19 protein-coding genes are annotated in these 21,070 nt (G+C 61.7%); 16 read left to right on the forward strand and 3 right to left on the reverse strand.

The genetic code is table 11. The features are described 5' to 3' along the window. Window positions 1–62: 62 nt before the first annotated feature. Entirely contained in the window at window positions 63–1,430 is a 1,368-nt protein-coding gene (locus CCK88_RS03810) for a dicarboxylate/amino acid:cation symporter (RefSeq protein WP_086469194.1), read from the forward strand. Window positions 1,431–1,506: 76 nt separating this feature from the next. On the opposite strand, the gene CCK88_RS03815 is transcribed toward CCK88_RS03810, so the two are convergent. After that, entirely contained in the window at window positions 1,507–2,763 is a 1,257-nt protein-coding gene (locus tag CCK88_RS03815) for a cytochrome P450 (RefSeq protein WP_086469195.1), read from the reverse strand. Between the two features lie 135 nt (window positions 2,764–2,898). Here CCK88_RS03815 and CCK88_RS03820 point away from each other — a divergent pair, with 135 nt between their 5' ends. The 5 genes from CCK88_RS03820 (at window position 2,899) to CCK88_RS03840 (ending at window position 7,028) form a co-directional block, all read left to right on the forward strand. Next, entirely contained in the window at window positions 2,899–3,129 is a 231-nt protein-coding gene (locus tag CCK88_RS03820) for a hypothetical protein (protein ID WP_086469196.1), read from the forward strand. Window positions 3,130–3,132: 3 nt separating this feature from the next. Further along, window positions 3,133–3,459 carry a hypothetical protein gene (locus CCK88_RS03825; RefSeq protein WP_086469197.1) on the forward strand — a complete coding sequence of 109 codons (327 nt, stop codon included), beginning with the start codon at window positions 3,133–3,135 and terminating at the stop codon, window positions 3,457–3,459. 237 nt (window positions 3,460–3,696) lie between these two features. Beyond that, window positions 3,697–4,326 (forward strand): ATP-dependent Clp protease proteolytic subunit, encoded by a 630-nt coding sequence (locus CCK88_RS03830; RefSeq protein WP_086469198.1) that lies wholly within the window; start codon window positions 3,697–3,699, stop codon window positions 4,324–4,326. Window positions 4,327–4,501: 175 nt separating this feature from the next. Then, on the forward strand, window positions 4,502–5,779 hold the full coding sequence (gene clpX / locus CCK88_RS03835; protein WP_086469199.1) for an ATP-dependent Clp protease ATP-binding subunit ClpX: 1,278 nt from the start codon (window positions 4,502–4,504) through the stop codon (window positions 5,777–5,779). A 106-nt stretch (window positions 5,780–5,885) separates the two neighbouring features. After that, window positions 5,886–7,028, forward strand: a complete 1,143-nt coding sequence (locus CCK88_RS03840) for a GGDEF domain-containing protein (protein ID WP_086469200.1) — start codon at window positions 5,886–5,888, stop codon at window positions 7,026–7,028. On the opposite strand, the gene rocF is transcribed toward CCK88_RS03840, so the two are convergent. Then, a complete protein-coding gene (gene rocF / locus CCK88_RS03845; RefSeq protein WP_086469201.1) occupies window positions 7,025–8,008 on the reverse strand; it encodes an arginase in 984 nt (327 codons plus the stop codon). The two genes, CCK88_RS03840 and rocF, sit on opposite strands and share 4 nt — an antisense overlap. A 281-nt stretch (window positions 8,009–8,289) precedes the next feature. Here rocF and lon point away from each other — a divergent pair, with 281 nt between their 5' ends. The 3 genes from lon (at window position 8,290) to CCK88_RS03860 (ending at window position 11,771) form a co-directional block, all read left to right on the forward strand. Further along, a complete protein-coding gene (gene lon, locus CCK88_RS03850; protein ID WP_086469202.1) occupies window positions 8,290–10,716 on the forward strand; it encodes an endopeptidase La in 2,427 nt (808 codons plus the stop codon). Between the two features lie 132 nt (window positions 10,717–10,848). Then, on the forward strand, window positions 10,849–11,118 hold the full coding sequence (locus CCK88_RS03855) for a metalloregulator ArsR/SmtB family transcription factor (RefSeq protein ID WP_210189898.1): 270 nt from the start codon (window positions 10,849–10,851) through the stop codon (window positions 11,116–11,118). Then, the gene (locus tag CCK88_RS03860) at window positions 11,115–11,771 is read left to right on the forward strand and encodes an SdpI family protein (protein ID WP_086469204.1); all 657 of its coding nucleotides are present in this window, start codon (window positions 11,115–11,117) and stop codon (window positions 11,769–11,771) included. The genes CCK88_RS03855 and CCK88_RS03860 overlap by 4 nt, the downstream gene beginning before the upstream one ends. Here CCK88_RS03860 and CCK88_RS03865 read toward each other — a convergent pair. Further along, window positions 11,768–13,057 (reverse strand): glycosyltransferase, encoded by a 1,290-nt coding sequence (locus tag CCK88_RS03865; protein ID WP_086469205.1) that lies wholly within the window; start codon window positions 13,055–13,057, stop codon window positions 11,768–11,770. The two genes, CCK88_RS03860 and CCK88_RS03865, sit on opposite strands and share 4 nt — an antisense overlap. A 416-nt stretch (window positions 13,058–13,473) precedes the next feature. On the opposite strand from CCK88_RS03865, the gene CCK88_RS03870 reads away from it, so the two are divergent. The 7 genes from CCK88_RS03870 to CCK88_RS03900 all read left to right on the forward strand — a co-directional run bounded on the left by CCK88_RS03870 (window position 13,474) and on the right by CCK88_RS03900 (window position 21,031). Then, a complete protein-coding gene (locus CCK88_RS03870; protein ID WP_086469206.1) occupies window positions 13,474–14,697 on the forward strand; it encodes an LL-diaminopimelate aminotransferase in 1,224 nt (407 codons plus the stop codon). Window positions 14,698–14,749: 52 nt separating this feature from the next. Then, window positions 14,750–15,889, forward strand: coding sequence for a methyltransferase domain-containing protein (locus CCK88_RS03875; protein ID WP_210189899.1), 1,140 nt, complete (start codon window positions 14,750–14,752; stop codon window positions 15,887–15,889). A gap of 136 nt (window positions 15,890–16,025) precedes the next feature. Continuing rightward, window positions 16,026–17,003, forward strand: a complete 978-nt coding sequence (locus tag CCK88_RS03880) for an iron-siderophore ABC transporter substrate-binding protein (protein ID WP_086469207.1) — start codon at window positions 16,026–16,028, stop codon at window positions 17,001–17,003. Between the two features lie 7 nt (window positions 17,004–17,010). Then, complete coding sequence (locus tag CCK88_RS03885) at window positions 17,011–17,988, forward strand: ABC transporter substrate-binding protein (RefSeq protein ID WP_170926341.1); 978 nt, start codon at window positions 17,011–17,013, stop codon at window positions 17,986–17,988. 255 nt (window positions 17,989–18,243) lie between these two features. Next, on the forward strand, window positions 18,244–19,584 hold the full coding sequence (locus CCK88_RS03890; protein ID WP_244557495.1) for a homoserine dehydrogenase: 1,341 nt from the start codon (window positions 18,244–18,246) through the stop codon (window positions 19,582–19,584). A 34-nt stretch (window positions 19,585–19,618) separates the two neighbouring features. Beyond that, window positions 19,619–20,605, forward strand: coding sequence for a class II fructose-bisphosphatase (gene glpX, locus CCK88_RS03895; RefSeq protein ID WP_086469210.1), 987 nt, complete (start codon window positions 19,619–19,621; stop codon window positions 20,603–20,605). 45 nt (window positions 20,606–20,650) lie between these two features. Then, the gene (locus CCK88_RS03900) at window positions 20,651–21,031 is read left to right on the forward strand and encodes a VOC family protein (RefSeq protein ID WP_086469211.1); all 381 of its coding nucleotides are present in this window, start codon (window positions 20,651–20,653) and stop codon (window positions 21,029–21,031) included. Window positions 21,032–21,070 lie beyond the last annotated feature (39 nt).

Consider the following 21,070-nt stretch of genomic DNA (forward strand, 5'->3'; position numbering starts at 1 on the left):
ATTGCGAGGCTTCGCGCCCACTATTTGGGCACCGGTCTCGGGTCTCTGAAAGGCTTCCTCCCATGCCCACCACCGTCTCGGCCAGCGCCAGCCCACGCGCGCCAAAGCCGCTTTACCTCAACTTCGGTTTCCAGGTGCTCGTCGCCATGGTGATCGGCCTGGTGCTGGGCTACATCGCCCGCACCATGGGTCCCGATGCTGCCGGCAATGCCAACTGGCTGACGCAGACGCTGTCGACCGTGGGCTCGTCCTTCGTCTCGCTGCTCCGCGCCCTGGTACCCGTCCTGGTCTTCACGGCCATCGTGGCGTCGATCGCCAACTTGCGCGAACTCAACAATGCGGCCAAGCTGGTCTGGCAGACCTTGCTCTGGTTCGCCATCACCGCTCTGATCGCTGTTGTGATCGGCATCGCGCTCGGTCTCATCATCCAGCCCGGCCTCAATTCGGCTGTTGCGGCGGAAGCTGCCCGCGCCCCGTCCTCGACCGGTTCCTGGCTCGATTTCCTCAAGGGTCTGATCCCCTCGAACTTCATCGGCCTGCAGGCATCTACCCGCGTCACCGATGGTTCGGCCACGACCAGCCTCAACTTCAACGTTCTGCAGATCCTGATCGTCTCGATCGTCATCGGTATTGCCGCGCTGCGCGTTGGCCCGGCTGCTGACCCGTTCCTGGCTTTCAATCGCTCTTTCCTCAAGATCATCCACAAGGTTCTGTGGTGGGTCATCCGGCTGACCCCCATCGGCACCATTGGCCTGCTCGGCAACGCCGTCGCCGTCTATGGTTGGGATGCCCTGGCCCAGCTCGGCTGGTACGCGGCCGCCATCTATATCGGCCTGGCGCTGGTGCTGTTCGTTGTCTACCCGGCGCTGCTGCAGAGCCACGGTCTCAACCCCATTCGCTACTTCCAGAGTGCATGGCCGGCCATCCAGCTTGCCTTCGTGTCGCGCTCGTCGATCGGCACGCTGCCCGTCACCGAACGCATCACCGAAAAGAACCTCGGCGTTCCGCGCGAATATGCGGCCTTCGCCGTACCTCTCGGCGCCACCACCAAGATGGACGGCTGTGCATCCATCTACCCGGCGATTTCGGCAATCTTCGTGGCCCAGTTCTTCGGCATCAGTCTCGGCATCGAGCACTACCTGCTGATCGCCTTCGTCGCCGTCATCGGCTCGGCCGCCACGGCGGGTCTCACCGGCGCCACCGTCATGCTGACCCTGACGCTCTCGACCCTGGGCCTCCCGCTTGAGGGTGTCGGCTTGCTGCTTGCCATCGACCCCATCCTCGATATGGGTCGCACCGCGGTCAACGTCGCCGGTCAGGCTTTGGTCCCCACAATCGTCGCCAAGCGACAGGGCATTCTCAACCAGGCCGTTTACGACAACGGCAAGTCGATCGAGGACCTCGACGCCGACGCTGTCCCGGCGGAATAAGTCAGACATCAAATTCCGGAAAAGGGGCCATTCGAGGCCCCTTTTTTGTGTGGTGTGCTGCGACGCGATGTTCGGCTCAGCGCCAGCTGACCATCAGCTTTTCGAGGCCGTGGAAATGGTAGACATTGCCGTAGCGCGGTGGCTCGACGATCCGCAGCTGGGGTAGTCTGTCGAACAACACCTTCATCGATTCCTGCAGTTCGATACGCGCCAGCGGCGCGCCGATGCAAAAATGGATGCCGGCACCGAAGCTGACATTGGCGCCATCGCTGCGGAACGGATCGAAGCGGTCCGAGCGGGCGAAGCGCGCCGGGTCGCGGTTCGCCGCGCCCAGCATGAGCCCGATCACGTCTCCCTTGCGCAGGGGAATTCCGTCCACCTCCGTGTCGACAAGTGCGTAGCGCGTAAACAGGTGCAGGGGCGCGTCGAAGCGCAGGCACTCCTCAACCGTTTTCTCCGCCTGCTCCGGCGTGGCAAACAGCGTCTTCGGGTCCAGTGCGCTCTCGAGGATAGATTTCACCCCGTTCCCTGTCGTGTGCACCGTTGCCTCGTGCCCTGCATTGAGCAACAGCACGGCCGTTGATATCACCTCGTCTTCGCTCAGCACGTCGCCATCGCGGTCCGTCATGAGCATGTGGCTGAGAAGATCTTCCCGCGGCGACTTGCGCCGTTCCGCGATGACATCGCGCAGATAAGCCGTGAAATCGGCCGCGGCGGCATTGGCGTCCAGCTCGGTCTCGCGCGTGACGTTGTACATGTACATCGTCACCATGCGGTTGGACCAGTTGAGGAGTTGCGGCGCCATGTCCGCGGGCAGACCGATCATCTCGGCAATGACGATAGCGGGGATCGGCGCCGCGAACGCCTTGATGAGATCAACGGAATCCTTTTCTTCAAAACCGTCGATAAGCTCATGTGCCAGTTGCCTGATCCTGGGCCGAAGCTGCTCGACCTGCCGCGAAACGAAGGCTCGGTTCACAAGCGTCCGCAAGCGGGTGTGGTCAGGTGGCTCAAGATTCAGCAGCGAATGCTTCTCAGTCAGGTCGAAGTCCGCCACATGCGGATTCGGCACGGGCAATCCGATATCTTCGCGCGTCGCCACATGCAGGATGTCCCGACCGAAGCGCTTGTCGCGTAACAGTGCGCTCACGCTCTTGAAATCAGCGAAGCACCAATGGCCATAGTCCTCCCAGAAAAAGGCCGGATGGCTCCCATGCTGGCGCGCATAAAAAGGGTAGGGGTCCTGGTAGAAGGCCGGGTCCTGCGGTTGCGCAGAGGCGCTGAGATGTGGCGGGACATCGGTGAGCGGCTTGACTTGAATGATTGCGGCCATGGTCCGGGGTCTGCGTAGCTTTTGATTTGTCGGTCAAATCTAGAACGCGCCGCGCGACCTGCCTACGCCTTCCCGCCTTGCTCCCGCCGAAAAAATCGCTACGGAAGAGGCTGACAGTTTCGAGGAGCATCCCCCGTGAGCGACATCACCTATTCCCAGGCCATCGACGCCATCTATGCCTCGATCAAGGCAGACAACGAGGATCTCGACAGCCATATCGCGGCTCTCAAGGGTGCGATGGCTCGCGAAGGTCAGAAGGAGGCCACGTTCGAGACGTCCAAGCTCGCACAGCCGAACCGCCAGGGCCGCAAGCTCATGCAGGCCTACTTCCGCAAGAAGGGTATCGCGGTCAGCTTTTCGGATTGATCCATGGAACTCTGGCAGGCCGTCTTCCTGATTTCTCTCATTGTTTCAATGACAGTAGCAATCGGCTGGGATTCGGTTCTGGGTCGGAAGTACAAGCAAATCGAGGAGCGGCAGCGTTCTGATCCACGCCTCAGGGAGCAGATGAACCTCGGTCAGATGACGGCAATGGGCGTCTCCTACCGCGCCAGGCAGCAGGCACTGCGGCTGGCGGAGCCCGAGCGCAGCCAGGCGCTGCGGGAATGCGCGATGCTTCAGGCCTACAGTCGCACCATCATGGCTGTCACCGCCTTGGTGTTTCTGGCCATGATCGTCTCGCTGCTTTTCCGCTGAGGCCGTTCACCGTCTTTGGCGGAAGGGACGGGACCCTATTGAAGCTTGCCCCAATGCCGCCTATCTGTGCCTTTACCGCCCATTAAGGCGGTGTCGCCTGCAATCAGCCAGTCGCGCTGATTCGATTTTCCGGCATACCAGACTGCTCCTCCGAATGCGCGCTCGGGGCGGGGGCATGCCTAAACAACCAAGCCTGCAACCCGGTCCGCGACCCGGAGCATGGCCAAGGGGCAAACTATGCGGGATCCGCACGATATCTATATGAACACGCTCGTTCCCATGGTGGTCGAGCAGTCGAACCGCGGCGAACGCGCCTTCGACATCTACTCGCGGCTCCTGCGCGAGCGCATCATTTTCGTGACCGGCGTGGTCGAGGACAACATGGCCTCGCTCATCGTTGCGCAGCTTCTGTTTCTCGAATCAGAGAACCCGAAGAAGGAAATCGCGCTCTATATCAATTCGCCTGGCGGTGTCGTGACGGCTGGTCTGTCGATTTACGACACCATGCAGTTCATCCGTCCCGCCGTCGCCACCATGGTCATGGGCCAGGCGGCGTCCATGGGTTCGCTGCTGCTCGCAGCGGGTGAAGCCGGCATGCGCTCGAGCCTCCCGAACTCCCGCGTTATGGTCCATCAGCCCTCAGGCGGCTTCCAGGGTCAGGTCACCGACATCCTGATTCATGCCAAGGAAGTCGAGGGTTTGAAGCGCCGTCTTAATCAGATTTATGAAAAGCACACCGGCCGCACCTATGAGGAAATCGAGAACGCTCTTGAGCGTGATCGCTTCTTGTCGCCGGAAGAAGCCAAGGCCTTTGGCCTGATCGATACCGTCATGGAAAAGCGCGCGGTCCCCGAGGCATCCGCCTGAGCGTGACGCGCGTTAAGCACAATGCTGATGCGCCGTGGACTGTGATCCGTGCGCAATTGCACCCAGCCGGAACGGCCTTTAAGGTCGTTTCGGCTTAGACTTTCTTTATGCCTTGAGCGCTAGCCTGCCAGGCGACGCTTGAATTTGGGGATGCTCAATCCCCGGGAGTGACTGGATGTCCAAAGAGACGACGAACGGCGAAACCTCCAAGAACACGCTTTACTGCTCGTTCTGCGGCAAGTCGCAGCATGAAGTACGCAAGCTGATCGCCGGTCCGACCGTGTTCATCTGTGATGAATGCGTCGAGCTGTGCATGGACATCATCCGCGAAGAGAACAAGACCTCGATGGTCAAGTCCTCCGACGGCGTGCCCACTCCTGCGGAAATCTGCAAGGTGCTGGACGACTATGTCATCGGCCAGTTCCGCGCCAAGCGCGTCCTCTCCGTGGCCGTCCACAATCACTACAAGCGGCTGCATCACGCTCAGAAGAACCAGGACGTGGAACTCTCCAAGTCCAACATCATGCTCATCGGGCCCACTGGCTCGGGCAAGACGCTGCTGGCCCAGACCATGGCGCGCATCCTCGATGTGCCCTTCACGATGGCCGATGCGACCACGCTGACCGAAGCCGGCTATGTCGGTGAGGACGTCGAGAACATCATTCTCAAGCTGCTCCAGGCCGCCGACTACAATGTCGAAAAAGCCCAGCGCGGCATCGTCTATATCGACGAAGTCGACAAGATTTCGCGCAAGTCGGACAACCCCTCGATCACCCGCGACGTGTCGGGCGAAGGCGTGCAGCAGGCGCTCCTCAAGATCATGGAAGGCACCGTTGCCTCCGTGCCTCCGCAGGGTGGCCGCAAGCATCCGCAGCAGGAATTCTTGCAGGTGGACACCACCAATATCCTCTTCATCTGCGGCGGCGCCTTTGCCGGTCTCGAAAAGATCATTTCGGCCCGCGGCGAAGGTTCGGGCATCGGCTTCTCGGCCACGGTCAAGGATCCGAACGATCGTCGCGTCGGCCAGATTCTCGCCGATGTCGAGCCAGAGGACTTGGTCCGCTTCGGCCTGATCCCCGAATTTATCGGCCGTCTGCCGATCCTCGCCACTCTTGAAGACCTCGACATTCCGGCTCTCATCGAAATTCTGACTGCGCCGAAGAATGCTCTGGTTCGCCAGTATCAGCGCCTGTTCCAGATGGAAGAAGTCGAACTGACGTTCCACGAAGATGCTCTCAAGGCGATTGCCGAGAAGGCCATCGAGCGCAAGACGGGCGCCCGCGGTCTCCGGTCGATCCTTGAAGGTATCCTGCTCGACACCATGTATGATCTCCCGTCGCTCGAAGGCGTCGAGGAAGTGGTGATCAGCGAAGAAGTGGTGCGTGGCCGCGACGTTCGTCCGCTCTATATCTATTCCGAGCGCAAGAAGGACGATGCGCCCGCAACCGCGTAACAATCGTCGCAGCAAAACCAATCGTTTACGGCCTCCGGTTTAAATCACCGGGGGCCGTTTGGTTTTGGCCGCAGGGGGCGCTGTGCACGCAGCCTTTGAATTGGATATGCCGACCCTGGTGCTGGCGCGCGTCGTCAGCATCGTCGTCTTCGCTATCGGCATCCCCATCATGACCCTGCGCAAGGATCGCCCGGAAACGGCGATCTTCTGCTGGTCCCTGGTTATGGCCATCCTGAGCTGGGTCAGCATCATCGCCGCTGTCGCCACTGAAAATCTCTATATCGTTGCCATCTACGCAGGCTGCATCAGTGGCACCGTTTCGTTGCAGTGGGCCGCTGTGGTTGTCATGACCGGCCGAAAGGTACATTCGGCCTGGTTCGTTGTTCCGCCGGTCGGCGTGGCGCTGGGCATCGTCGTTCTGCAAATGCCGGCGACGGACGCATCCATTCTCAGCTGCGTGGTGCTTGGATTGCAGCTTGGTGCGGCCTCGACCTTCATCATGCTCTACGGGCGGCTCGCCGTTCGGCGCAGCACCGCCGTGCTCATGGCGCTGGGATACACGTTCTCGTTTTTCAGCGCCATTTCGCGCCCCATCGAACTGCTGTTCTTCGGCAGTTTCAGCCTTTATGCGACGTCAGGCGACCCCGCCAATTCCGCTGCCTTCCTCGGCAGCTATATCGGCACGACGCTGATCATTCTCTCCTGGCTCGCGGCCCTCAAGGATCGTGCGGAAGCCCGCCTGGCTGCATTGGCCTTCCGTGACGAGCTGACGGGGCTCGCCAATCGCCGGTACCTCCACGAGCAGGGGCGTAAGCTCTGGACGCAGTCGCGCTGGCAAGGCACGGCGCTGACGATCGTTGCGCTCGATCTCGATTACTTCAAACGCATCAATGATCGCTGGGGCCACGAAGAGGGAGATCGCGTGCTGGCCGCCTTCGGTGCTGCCACCGCCGCCGCAACGCCCGCACCCACGGTCGCCGCGCGCATGGGCGGCGAGGAATTCTGCCTGATCTATGTCGGTGTCGACGCCAAATCTGTCCACGGCTTCATCGAGCGTCTTCGCGACGACTTCGCTCAGGCTCTTCGCCTGCCCGACGGCGAACCAGTTCGCTTCAGCGCCGGCGTTGCCCAAGCGGGTCCCGAGGACGACGGCCTCAACAATCTTTACCGGCGCGCCGACAATGCGCTCTATCAGGCCAAGGCAAGCGGGCGCGATTGCGCGGTGATTGGCCTACCCCTGGCGGCCTAGCCTTCCGTAATGAACTCCACTGGGCCAGCCTCCTCGCCCATGATGGAGCGGCCGAAGAGGCTCGCGACCAGATCCACCATCAGTGTCGCCGTCTTGCCGCCGTGGTCGAGAAACGGGTTGAGCTCCACCACGTCCAGCGACCCCACCAGACCGCTGTCGTGCAGCATTTCCATCACCAGATGCGCCTCTCGATAGGTGAGGCCGCCCGGCACCAGTGTTCCTCCGCCCGGTGCGATGGCTGGATCGATCGAGTCGACGTCGAAACTCACATGCAGGTGCGCACCGGCCGCGCGCGCCTTGTCGATCACCTTCTGGAGGGCAGCGACAACGCCGAGCTGGTCGATCTTGCGCATGTCCACCACGTCGACGCCACGCGCCTGAACCAGCCGGCGCTCCTCCCGGTCAATCGACCGAGCCCCGAAGATCGTCACGTCATGTGGGTCGATCCTGCCCAGCCAGGCCCCGCGGAAACTTTCGTCGAATTCAGTCTCCCCGCAAAGCAGCGCCAGAGGCATCCCGTGGAGATTGCCCGAGGGCGAGGTGTCCGGCGTGTTGTAGTCGGCATGGGCATCGACCCAGATCACATGCACCGGCTTTCCCTTGGGTGCGCAATGCCGCGCCACCGCAGAGATCGTGCCCATGGAGATCGAGTGATCCCCGCCGATGAAGAGCGGGAAATACCCGTCCTGAAGAATGGCAAGACCCGCATCGCTGGCACGGGCAGCAAGGTCAAGCACATCGGCCTTCCGCTCATCGGGAAGGCGGGTGCTTGACGGGTCGAGCGACAGTTCCGGCTGTGGTCGCCGCAGGTCCCCATGGTCGGCCACCACATGCTCGAGCTCCATGAGTGCCTCGACAAGGCCGGCCACACGCAGCGCCTCGGGCCCCATGCCACAACCGCGCACGGACGCGCCTGAAGCCGTGGCAACGCCTAGAAGGTCGATACGGCGGGGGCGGGCTTGTTGGGTCATGGCTGACATCCTTGTGTTCTGATGCGTCGTCCAGACTTTAGGGATGAATGAAGCGGCTGCCGAGAGGGACTTGCGCGATTGCTCCCAAGGCACACCGGTGTTTCCGCCCTCTTTGCATATCTCCTGTGCGAAGTAACGCTAACGGTCACAATTCTGCAAAGCGTGACTTGCGGGCAGGGTGGTCCACCCTATTTATTAACCTGAATCGCCCAGCCTTCTGAGGATTGGGCAGTCGCAATACGGGCGCGCTACCACTTCCTCCCTCCGGCGCGCCCCGGAAAGGAAATGTGATGTCGGAAGTTACCTCCACCGGCGAAACAAGCCGGGACCGGGTTTACCCGGTGCTCCCCCTACGCGACATCGTCGTCTTCCCTGGCATGATCGTGCCGCTCTTCGTGGGCCGCGAAAAATCCGTCAAGGCGCTCGAAGAAGTCATGCGCGATGACAAGCACATCCTCGTTGTCACGCAGAAGAACGCGCAGGACGACGACCCGGCGCCGGATCAGATTTACCCCACGGGCACTATTGCCACCGTTCTGCAGCTGCTGAAGCTTCCCGACGGCACGGTGAAGGTCCTGGTGGAAGGGCTGAACCGCGCCACCATCGATAACTATCTACAGACCGAGGACTACTTCGAGGCCGAAGCATCCATCTTGCCCGAGCCGACTGAAGACGCGACCGAAATTGAGGCGCTCGCCCGTTCGGCGCAGTCCGAGTTCGAGAACTACGTCAAGCTCAACAAGAAAATCTCGGCCGAGGTCGTCGCTGCCGTCGGGCAGATCGAGAATGCGAGCAAGCTTGCTGATACGATCGCCAGCCACCTCGTCATCAAGATCCCCGAGAAGGAAGACCTGCTGCTCACCGTTTCCGTCATCGAGCGGTTGCAGAAGGTCATCGGCCTCATGGAAGGCGAGATCGGCGTCCTGCAGGTGGAAAAGCGCATCCGCTCGCGCGTCAAGCGCCAGATGGAAAAGACGCAGCGCGAGTACTATCTCAACGAGCAGATGAAGGCGATCCAGAAGGAACTTGGCGACGGCGAAGACGGTGCCAATGAGATCACCGAGCTCGAAGATCGCGTCGCCAAGACCAAGCTGAGCAAGGAAGCCAAGGCCAAGGCCGAAGGCGAGATCAAGAAGCTCAAGGGCATGAGCCCGATGTCGGCCGAAGCCACGGTCGTGCGGAACTATCTCGATACGCTTCTCGGGCTGCCCTGGGGCAAGAAGAGCAAGGTCAAGCGCGACCTGGCCCTGGCCGAGAAGGTTCTGGATGCCGATCACTATGGTCTAGAGAAGGTCAAGGAGCGCATTCTCGAGTACCTGGCCGTGCAGGCTCGTACGGGCACGCTCAAGGGTCCGATCCTCTGCCTCGTCGGCCCTCCGGGTGTCGGCAAGACCTCGCTCGGCAAGTCGATCGCCAAGGCAACGGGTCGCGAATTCGTGCGCATGGCTCTCGGTGGCGTCCGTGACGAAGCCGAGATCCGCGGTCACCGCCGCACCTATATCGGCTCAATGCCCGGCAAGATCATCCAGTCGCTCAAGAAGGTGGGAAAGAACAACCCGCTGTTCCTGCTCGACGAGATCGACAAGATGGGCCAGGACTTCCGCGGCGATCCGTCGTCGGCGCTGCTCGAAGTGCTCGATCCCGAGCAGAACAACACGTTCGCCGATCACTACCTGGAGGTCGATTTCGACCTCTCGGATGTGATGTTCGTGACCACCTCGAACACGCTCAACATTCCCGGCCCGCTGATGGACCGCATGGAGATCATTCGTCTCTCGGGTTACACCGAGGAGGAAAAGCACGCGATCGCCAAGCAGCACCTGATCCCCGAGGCCGCCAAGGAAAATGGCGTGGCGCATGGCGAGTTCGTGCTCTCCGACGAGATGCTGATGAAGGTCATTCGCGGCTACACCCGTGAAGCCGGCGTCCGTAATCTCAAGCGCGAAATCTCCAAGCTGATGCGCAAGGCAGTGACGGACATCGTTCGCACCAAGGTCAAGTCCATCGAGATCACCGAAGAAAAACTCGCCGAATATCTTGGGCCGATGATCTTCAAGCATGGCGAGATCGAAGCCGAAGCTCAGGTCGGCCTGGTCACAGGCCTAGCCTGGACCTCGGTCGGTGGCGAAATGCTGACCATCGAAGGCGTGATGACGCCGGGCAAGGGCCGCATGTCGGTCACCGGCAACATCAAGGAAGTGATGAAGGAATCGCTGACAGCCGCGCAGGCCTATGTGAAGTCCCGCAGCATCGACTACGGCATCAAGCCGCCCATGTTCGACACGCGTGACATTCACGTCCACCTGCCCGAGGGCGCAACCCCCAAGGATGGTCCTTCGGCTGGTATCGGACTCGCGACCGCGATTGTCTCCGTCATGACCGGCATTCCGGTCCGCAACGATGTCGCCATGACGGGCGAGATCACGCTGCGGGGCAGGGTGCTGCCGATCGGCGGCCTCAAGGAGAAGCTGCTGGCCGCGCTCCGCGGTGGCATCAAGACCGTGCTGATCCCCGAGGAGAATGTTCGCGATCTCCAGGAGATTCCCGACATCGTCAAGGAAGGCATGGAAATCGTTCCTGTCTCCCGCATGGATCAGGTCATCGAGCGCGCTCTGGTGCGCAAGCCTGAGGCGATCGAGTGGAACTTCGACGCTGAGCCCGCAGTGGCTGCCAAAGTCGACGCCACCGATGACGCTGGTGCGAGCGTCACCCACTGAGCCCTGCAATATTATGAGTTCTGAAGGCGGCCTCCGGGCCGCCTTTCTTTTTCCGGCACATGGATGGCTCTATTTCGCATTGACTCTAATTAGATGAGACGCTAATTAGACGGGCGTCAAATGAGGTCTGGCGTGGGCGTAAACACAGTCTTCGAAGCGTTGTCGCATCCGGTAAGGCGAAAGATCCTGGCCCTGCTCAAAGCCGGACCGCTCAGCGCCGGAGATCTGGCAGGGCATTTCGACATTACCCGGCCCACCCTTTCGGTCCACTTCAACAAGCTCAAGGACGCCGAGCTTGTCGTCGCCGAACGCCGTGGCACCAGCCTCATCTACCATCTGAACGCCAGCGTGCTCGAAGAAGCTCTGGCCGGGCTGCTCAATCTGACGGAGAAGAAGTCATGACACGTTCTGTTGCGTCTTCGACCACGCTCAATCGCATCCTGCTCGTGGTCCTGGCGCTCGCCACGGTGGTCGGCTTTGCCGTAGTGCCCCTCGAAACGAGCCTTCCCGTGCACTGGAACCTTGCAGGCGAGGCCGACGCATTTGCGCCCGCTGCCGTAGCCTTGCTGCTTCCCGCGTTGATGGCTGGCCTGGTCATGTTTATTCTATTCCTGACGCGACGCTTCGCCCCGGAAGACTACAAGTCCGGTCGCCACGTGATCGATGCCGTCGTCACCGTCATCACCCTTTTGGCCATTATCTTGCTTGCGGCAACTATTGCCCTTGGGCTCGGTCACGCCATCGAGATGCCGCGCCTTCTGGCGATTGCTATCGGAGCCATGTGGCTGGTGGTCGGTAATTATCTGCCCAAGACCCAGTCCAATGCGGTGGCCGGCGTGCGCCTGCCCTGGACCATGCGCGATGCCGGTAACTGGCGTGTAACGCATCGCTGGACCGGCCGCCTGATGATGCTTGCCGGGGCAATGGTTCTGCTCGTGGCCCTGGCCAATCCTGCGCCGGAGATGCTCTTCTCAACGCTCGCGCTGGCCGTGGTCGGCCCAGTGCTCGCCAGCGTAGTCATCAGTTATGGTCTGTCTCGCCGGTCGCGAGGTTAGATCGTCGCAGAATACCGGCGCGCGCCGGCCTTGGCCGCATCGATCGTGGCTTCAATGAAGTTGACGGCGGTGCCGAGCCCGTCCTCCACGGTCAGCGCCTTGCCGATCCGTTCCGCGTTGGCCTGCATGGCCGCATTGGTGGTCAACTGGTGCAGGGCGCTCGACAGGATTTCCGGCGTCACGTTGCGCAGGCGAACCGGGGCAGGGCCGCAACCCAGGGCACGAACCCGACGGCCCCAATAGCGCTGATCATAGGCCTGGGGCAGGGTGAAGGTCGGCTTCCCCGCGCGCAGACCGGCTGCCGTCGTCCCCGCGCCGCCATGATGGACCACGGCCGCACAGAGCGGGAAAAGTCGGTCATGCGGCGCCTCCGACACTGCGAACACGGTGTCGGGCAGTTCGTCGACATTGATGCCGCCCCAGCCCCGCGAGACGATGGCACGGCCGCCCCATTGCTCGAGTGCTTCCCGCAGCAGCTGGGTGTTGCGCTCCGCTCCGAATGGCATGGAGCCGAAGCCGATATAGACCGGGGCCGGTCCGGCATCGAGAAAGCGCTGCAGGTCTTCCGGCGGCGTCCAGCTGGAAATGTCTTCGAGATGCCAGAAGCCGGTGACGACCGCCGTCTGCGGCCAGTCGCGCGGACGCGGCGAAACGATGGACGAAAAATTATAGAGAGTGGGCAGGTTGTTCCCGAGGCTGTCGCGGAAAAGTCCGCCACGCTTGCGTGGCCCCAGGCCCATGAGCTCCTTGCGAACCCTGTCGCGCGGCAGGTCGTAATAGCCCTGCTGGATATTCATCGCGATGTAACTGAGCTTGTTGAAGGTGGGCCCCAGATCGGGCACTTCGTAAGCGCAGATCGGGAATTCCCGCGTCGGGTTGAGCGGCTGCATCGCCGTCATGATCACCGGAATGTCCAGCGCTTCAGCGATATCAATACCGAAGCTCGTATTGATGTTCACGACGATGCCGTCGGCACCCTGCGACATGATCCAGGCGTTGCGCGCGGCACGTTCGACCAGCTCCTGGCCACGGCGCAGCAGCTGCGGAAAATGATGCAGCTTCATCTTGCTGATCGCGGAATCGAAACGTGATTCCTGCAGCCAGTTCTGGATATTGGTACCCAGGTTGTGGAACTCGATTCCGTGCGAGGTCACGAGGCCCTCGAAGTCGGAATTAGTCCCCAACACCACGTCATGGCCCTGCTTTTTCAATTCGATAGCGAGGGCCAGGTAGGGCCTCACATCTCCAGCAGTACCGATAGTGGCGATCGCAACGCGTTTGCTCATGCACCTGTCCGACAAGACTATTCTGCCGCTGCGGCAAACCCACTAGATGTAAAGGCCATCCAGCATTTACAAGCTTTGTGAGAAAACATAATAGGGTATTGGCCACGCCGGGGTGTGGTAGCAGAAGACATTTCACAAGGGCAAGAGACATGCCGTCTCCGTTCACTGTTGCATGGGTTGGAGCATGGCTCGCCGGCAATCCGGTGGCGGCGATCACGGCTGCGGCAAACGCCCGATAGCTCTTCCCGCAGGGCCGCCAGGCGGCCGGGAAGAGCCGAATACAGTTTGCGCAGGTCCAGTCAGGACCGCTTAACCCGTCTAAAACCATAATTCCGCGATAATCGCCCTCTCATGTCGAGGTGCAGCGCTGTGCGCGTCGCGGTCAGCTACCGGCCCCAAGGCCATCCGAGGAATAAATGAGCGAAGTCTTCCATCGCATCCGCCGTCTTCCGCCTTACGTGTTCGCCCATATCGATCCGATCAAGGCCAAGGCGCGCGCCGAGGGCGTGGACATTATCGATCTGGGCATGGGCAACCCGGATATGCCGACCCCTGACCACATCGTCGCCAAGCTGCAGGAAACGGTGAAGGATGGGCGCACCCATCGCTACTCCACCTCGCGTGGCATTCCGGGCCTGCGCAAGGCCCAGGCCAGCTATTACGGTCGCCGCTTCGGCGTGAAACTCAATCCCGATACCCAGATCGTCGCGACGCTCGGGTCCAAGGAAGGCTTTGCCAACATGGCATCGGCGATCACCGCCCCGGGCGACGTGGTGCTGGTGCCCAACCCGACCTATCCGATCCATTCCTTCGGCTTCATCATGTCCGGCGGCGTCGTGCGCTCCATGCCGGCCGATCCGAACGAAGATTTCATGCGCTCGCTCGATCGTGCCGTCCGGCACTCTATCCCCAAGCCGATCGCGCTGGTCCTGAACTACCCGGCCAATCCGACCGCCTACACCGCCGATCTCGATTTTTACACCGAGGTGGTCAAGTACTGTAAGGCCAACGACATCTTCATCCTCTCCGATCTCGCCTATTCCGAGATCTATTTCGACGAAGACCAGCCGCCTCCGTCGGTGCTGCAGGTGCCCGGTGCCATCGATATCACCGTCGAATTCACCTCCATGTCGAAGACCTATTCCATGCCCGGCTGGCGGGTCGGCTTCGCCGTTGGCAACGAGCGCCTGATCGCGGCCTTGGCGCGGGTCAAATCCTATCTCGACTATGGTGCCTTCACGCCGATCCAGGTGGCGGCCGTCGCTGCTCTCAACGGGTCCGACGACGTCATCGAGGAAGTACGCAAGGTCTACAAGCACCGCCGCGACGTCATGGTGGAAAGCTTTGGCCGGTCGGGCTGGAATATCCCGGTGCCCAAGGCAACGATGTTCGCCTGGGCGCCGATCCCGGATCAGTTTGCCCATCTCGGTTCGCTCGAATTCGCCAAGCTCCTCGTGCAGGAAACTGGCGTCGCCGTCGCGCCCGGCGTCGGCTTTGGCGAGTACGGCGACCAGTACATTCGCTTGGCCTTCGTCGAGAACGAGCAGCGGATTCGTCAGGCGGCCCGTAACGTCAAGAAGCTTCTCGGCGCCAAGCCGGGGCAGGGAAATATCGTGCCCCTGAGCACTGCCGCCAAGTAATCTCACGCGTGGAGGCGATGCGTCGCCTCCACCGCTACGCTGGAATAGTCGGGTGGATGCAGTTGTGAGCGCCGCCATGCAGTGCGGCTACTTCGACAGCGGCGTGTGCCGCTCCTGCACGGCGATGGGCACCTCGTACCGGGCGCAGCTCGACGCAAAACTGTCGCATCTTCGTGACTTGCTGAAGCCGTGGCCGGAGGCGACCTGGCTTCCCCCCATGCCGAGTTCGCCCTCGGCATTTCGAAACAAGGCGAAAATGGTGGTCGGCGGCACGACGGAACGGCCGACCCTGGGCATTCTCGACGCGACCAGACACGGCATCGATCTCACCGGTTGCGGCATCCTGCTCCCAGGATTGACCGCCGCGTTCCCCGCGATTGCCTCGTTTATCGGTCAAGCCCGCATAACGCCCTACGACGTGCCGTCTCGCAAAGGCGAACTCAAGAACGTCCTCCTTACCGAATCGCCCGAAGGCGCAATGATGCTGCGTTTCGTACTGCGCTCCACCGAGCCGCTCGGCCGTATCGGCAAGCATCTGCCCGGCCTGCTTACCGATCTGCCGCAGCTGTCCGTGGTTACGGCCAACCTCCTCCCCGAGCACAAGGCCGTGCTGGAGGGCGATGAGGAGGTCCCGCTCTATGGCGAAACGCTGGCCATGCGCCTCGACGACGTCGTGCTGCATTTGAGGCCGGCCAGCTTCTTCCAGACCAATACGCCAATCGCCGTGGGGCTCTATCGGCAAGCGCGGGAATGGATCGAGGAAGTCGGCGCCCACAATGTGCTGGACCTTTATTGCGGCGTCGGCGGTTTCGCCTTGCACGTGGCCGCGCCAGGCCGGCGCGTCCACGGTATTGAACTGAGCGCGGCGGCCGTGGAATCGGCTCGTCTCAGCGCGGCCGAAGCTGGCCTCCTCGACGTGACGTTCTCGGTCGGTGACGCGACGGCCCTCGAGGCGCTGGAGGGGCTTGATGCCGTCATCGTCAATCCACCGCGGCGCGGGCTTGGCGCCAACCTCTGCGCCATGCTGGACGCTTCCGGAGTGGAAACGGTCATCTATTCAAGTTGCAATGCCACGACCCTAGCAGCCGACATCGCCGCCATGCCCGCCTTCAGACCCGCGCGTGTCCGTCTCTTCGATATGTTCCCGCAGACTGATCACTACGAGGCGATGGTCCTGTTGCAGCGCCGCTGACAGGCATCGCCCAAATAATACATGACATCGATAATCATCTTTCGTATGGATGAGCCTTCAGCAGCGCACCCGATACTGCGATCCCGTCGTCGAGCTGTAACGAAGCGCTGACCGTTCAATCCCTTGGGAGAATGATATGACTCGATTGGTGAGCGTTGTGGGCGCCATCATCCTCTGCGTGACCGTCGTCGCTGCCCATGCGCAGGGCTTCCCCGTAACGATCGAACATGCGCATGGCGAAACCGTTATACCGACAGAGCCCAAGCGCATTGTGACCTGGGGATGGAGCAACGAAGACGTGGTCATCGCCCTGGGCGTCATCCCGGTGGGCATGCCGTTCCAGTCCTATGGTGGCGGCGAGAATGGCGTGCACGAGTGGGTGGAGGAGGCGCTGGACGCCGCAGGCGCCGAGATGCCAGCCATTCTCGATGCGTCGGGCGAACCGCCGGTCGAGCAGATTGCGGCCCTCGAGCCCGATCTCATCATCGCTGCTTATTCAGGCATCACTGAGGATCAATACGCAGTCCTCTCGGGCATCGCTCCAACGGTCGCTTATATCGGCGCGCCCTGGTCCACGTCCTGGCAGGATTTGACGCTGATTATCGGCAAGGCGCTCGGCAAGGATGCTGAAGCGGAGGCTTTGGTCGCGGACACCACAGCCTGGGTCGACGCCGAATTCGCCAAATACCCCGCGCTTGAGGACGTCACCTTTGCCAGCGCCAACGACTATGATGGGTCGATGGCCGTCTACGCGCCCCTCGACGCGCGCATGAAATTCCTCACCGATTTCGGCATGGTCATGAATCCGAGCGTCAGCGCTCTCGCCCCCGGCGATGACGCCTTCTACTACCCGTTGAGCTATGAGCTCTTCGACCAGCTCGAAGCCGACATCTTCATCACCTACTACGAAGAGCAGGACGCACTTGACGCGTGGCTCGCCACCCCCCAAGCCCAGAACTATCCGCCCATCGCCAAGGGTGGCCTGGCCGCACTCGTCGGCACCGAAAATGTGGCCTCCGTTTCGCCGCCGAGCATACTGTCCCTGCGCTGGGGCCTCCCGCGCTACCTCCAGGTCCTTGGCGATGCCGCCGAAAATGTTCAGAACACAAAGTAGGTATCAAATGAAGTGCATCGCTTTTCTTGCCCTCGCTGCCCTGGCCGCATCCTCGCCCGCAATTGCTGAGGATGCATTCCCTGTCAGCATCGAGCATGCTCTGGGCACCACCACGATCGAGAGCAAACCCGTACGCGTCGTCACCTGGGGCTGGTCTGCCCAGGATGTCGTCCTCGATCTGGGTGTGACCCCTGTGGGCATGCCGTTTTTCGCCTATGGCGGTGGCGATGACGGCATTCTGCCCTGGACTGAGGCTGCCATCACCGAAGGCGGACTCGAAATGCCGACGGTTTTGCCGAACAATCCCGAGGCTCCGCTCGAAGCCATCGCCGCCCTCGATCCTGATGTCATTATCGCTCCCTATTCGGGCATAACTCCCGATGAGTACGAGCTGCTTTCCGCCATTGCCCCTGTGGTCGCTTATCCAAACAAGCCCTGGCTGATCCGCTGGCAGGACGTCGTGACACTGACGGGGCAGGCATTGGGCGAAAGCGAAGCCGCGGCAACGCTGATCGCCGAAACCGAGGCTTTCCTTGCACAACAGGTCGCCACACAGCCCGCCATCGCAGGCACGGTTTTCGCAAACGTCGTCAACCGCAATGATGGTCAGGTCTCCGTTCGTATCGAGGGTGACCCGCGCGTCCAGCTCTTTGCCGATGTCGGGATGGTCCCGGCACCCCCCGTCGATGGCAGCGCGCTGGTATCGACCGGCATCTCCTATCTGGTGAGCTACGAGAACTTCGACCGAATCCCCGCGGACATGCTCTTGAGCTTCTTCGACAACGAGCAGGCTGCGGATGCCTTTATCGGCCTCGACCTCATCAAGACCTCGCCGCTCGTCGCCAAGGGCGCCTATACAAGGCTGTTCGGCGAGGACCTGACAATGTCTGTCTCGGGTGCCATTACGCCAATGTCGCTTCGCTGGGGCTTCCCGCAGGTGCTGCCTGAGATCGGCCGAGCCGCCTCTGCCGCAAGCGCCGAGTGAAACCTTGTTCGGAAGGTGACCCAGGTCGCCTTCCGAAACCATTCTCCTATTGACCTCTAGGCACTTTCCTATGCAGATGGCGCCACCATGAGCGACATCCAATCCTTCCGCCAATCCGTTGAAACATTTATCTCCGCGCGCGGTTGGACACCCACCCGCTTCGGGCGCATCGTGGCTGGAGATCCGCTCTTTGTCTTCGACCTGCGTGATGGCCGCGAGCCGCGCACCGAGACGCGGGCGCGCATCCTTAAGGCTATGGCCGAACTGGGTGACGCTGACCGCCAAGCGCCCCTGCGCGTAGGTGTTGCCGGGCTCGGCAATGTTGGCGCGACGCTGGTCCGCATCCTGCAGAAAGATGGTGCCGAACTAACCCGGAAACTTGGCCGTCAGCTCGAAGTTGTGGCCGTTGCCGCGCGCTCGCGTTCCCGCGATCGCGGCATTGATATTTCCGGTCTCGAATGGTTCGACGATCCGGTGGCTCTGGCCAAGTGGGATGGGATCGATCTTTTCGTGGAACTGATCGGCGGCGAGGATGGTCCGGCTTTTGCAGCGGTAAAAGCTGCGCTTGAAATCGGTCGTCCTGTGGTAACAGCCAACAAGGCCTTGCTCGCCAAGCACGGCGTGACCCTGGCCCGCATGGCCGAGGAATCCGGAGCCCAGCTTGGCTTCGAAGCAGCTGTCGCCGGCGGGATTCCCGTGATCAAGACCTTGCGCGAGGGCCTGGGCTCTGCGCGCATCGCCAAGGTCTTCGGCATCATGAACGGCACCTGCAACTACATCCTCACCCGTATGGGCAATGAAGGGATTTCCTTCGCCGATTGTCTCAAGGACGCGCAGGCGCTGGGTTACGCCGAAGCCGATCCGACCTTCGACGTCGAAGGCTTCGACACAGCCCACAAGCTTTCCATCCTCGCCACGCTCTGCTTCGGGTACGAAATCGCGCCGGACAAAATGCGTATCGAAGGCATTTCCGGCATCACCCAGCACGACATCCAGGTCGCCCATGACCTGGGATACAAGATCAAGCTTCTGGGCATTGCCGAACGCACCGAGCATGGCATCGAGCAGCGCGTGCACCCCACCTTTGTGCCCAAGGGCAGCGCCATTGCCGGCGTCGATGGCGTCATGAACGCCGTCGCGCTGGAAACAGACCATGTTCACGAGCTGCTGCTGGCCGGCCCGGGGGCAGGTGGTCCGCCCACTGCGTCCTCGGTATTGTCGGACATTCTCGACATCGCCCGCGGCACCCGCGTGCCGCCACTGGGCGTACCTAGCGACGAGCTCTTGCCCTATCGTGAGGCGCCGCACCGGGCGCACGAGGGTGGCTTTTACATCCGTCTCAGCGCCAAGGACGTGCCCGGAGCTCTTGCCGCCATTACGACCCGCATGGGGGAAAAGTCGATTTCCATCGACAGTGTCATCCAGCGTTCGGATTTGAGTGCCAAGGCAGTGGCGCCCGATGGCTCGCCGACGCGGACCGTCGTGATGATTACTCAACAGACTTTGGAATCATCCGTGCGCGAAGCGCTTGCAGAGATCGCTGCGGATGGGTTCATAGTTGGCCAACCGCAATTGATCCGCATCGAAAAGCTTTAGTGGCCTCCGGGCCGCGCGTCGCCCGGGGTGGCCTATGAAACTGAGCAAGGTCGAAGACAGCAAGAACCCGGCCAACCTTCATCGGACGCTGACCTTGGAAATGGTCCGCGTCACCGAACGTGCGGCCATTGCCGCCGCCGAATGGCGTGGCAAGGGCAACGAAAAGGCAGCGGACGAAGCGGCGGTCGCGGCCATGAAATCCGAGGTCGATCGGGTCGCTATTTCAGGCCGCATCATCATCGGCGAAGGTGAAGAGTTCGAATGCGACGATCTCTTTGTCGGCCAGGCGGTCGGCATGGGGCAGGGCCCGGAAGTCGATATCGCCGTCGATCCGCTTGAGGGCGTCACGCTCTGCGCCAAGAACCAGCCCGATAGCCTTGTGGTCCTGGCCATGGCCGAGCGCGGCGGCCTGCTCAATGTCGCCCGCAATGTCTACATGCACAAGATCGCCATTGGCACCGCCTATCCGCGCGATACCGTCCACATCGAGTGGTCTGCCACCGAGAATGTGAGGGCGCTGGCCAAGGCCAAGGGCGTTCCCATCTCCGAAATCACCGCCATCGTGCTCGATCGCCCGCGCCACGGGGGGCTGCTGGAGGAACTGCGCACCGCGGGCGTTTCGGTCAAGCTGCTCAGCGACGGCGATATCGCGGGCGTCATCCATGCCGTCAACACCGATGATACCGGCGTAGATATCTATCTGGGCTCAGGCGGCGCTCCCGAGGGGGTACTGGCCGCCGCAGCCCTGCGCTGCATCGGCGGACACATGCAGGGCAAGCTCATCCTCGACACACCGGACAAGCGTCTGCGCGCCAGGGAAATGGGCATAGCCGATCCCAACCGCATCTACGATGTGACCGAACTGGCCGCCGGCGATGTTCTGTTCTCCGCCACCGGCGTTACTGATGGGTCACTGGTCGAAGGCGTTCGCCTCCGCCGCGGGTCGGTCGAAACGTCCACCGTCGTCATGCGCTCCTGGAGCCAGACCACCCGCTGGATCCGTGCTCGCCACGCCAGATAGGCTTTGCATTCGGCCACTACACTGGACCACCCAAGGAGACGAACTATGTTCACGCACGTCATGATCGGCAGCAACGACCTGACTCGTTCCAAGGCATTCTACGACGCCACTTTCGTTGCCTTGGGCGGTGTCGCCGGCGAGATCGATGCGCGCGGCCGTTTGGTTTATGTGCACAATGGCGGACGCCTGATGGTGACCACGCCGATCGATGGAAATCCGGCTACCGTCGCGAATGGCGGGACGATCGGCATTCTGGCCGACAGTGCCGAACACGTTCGCGCCTGGCACGCTGCGGGGACGGCCAATGGCGGCACAGCCATCGAAAGCCCGCCCTCGGAGCGCCCGAACGGCTTCTTCGTCGCCTATCTCCGCGATCCCGATGGCAACAAGCTCAGCGTTCGCTCGCGCCCCCAGGGATCGAACTGATCCCTTCCGCCCCATCGGGAAGACAGTGCGGCAGGGATT

Source organism: Devosia lucknowensis (assembly GCF_900177655.1).
GTDB lineage: Bacteria > Pseudomonadota > Alphaproteobacteria > Rhizobiales > Devosiaceae > Devosia > Devosia lucknowensis.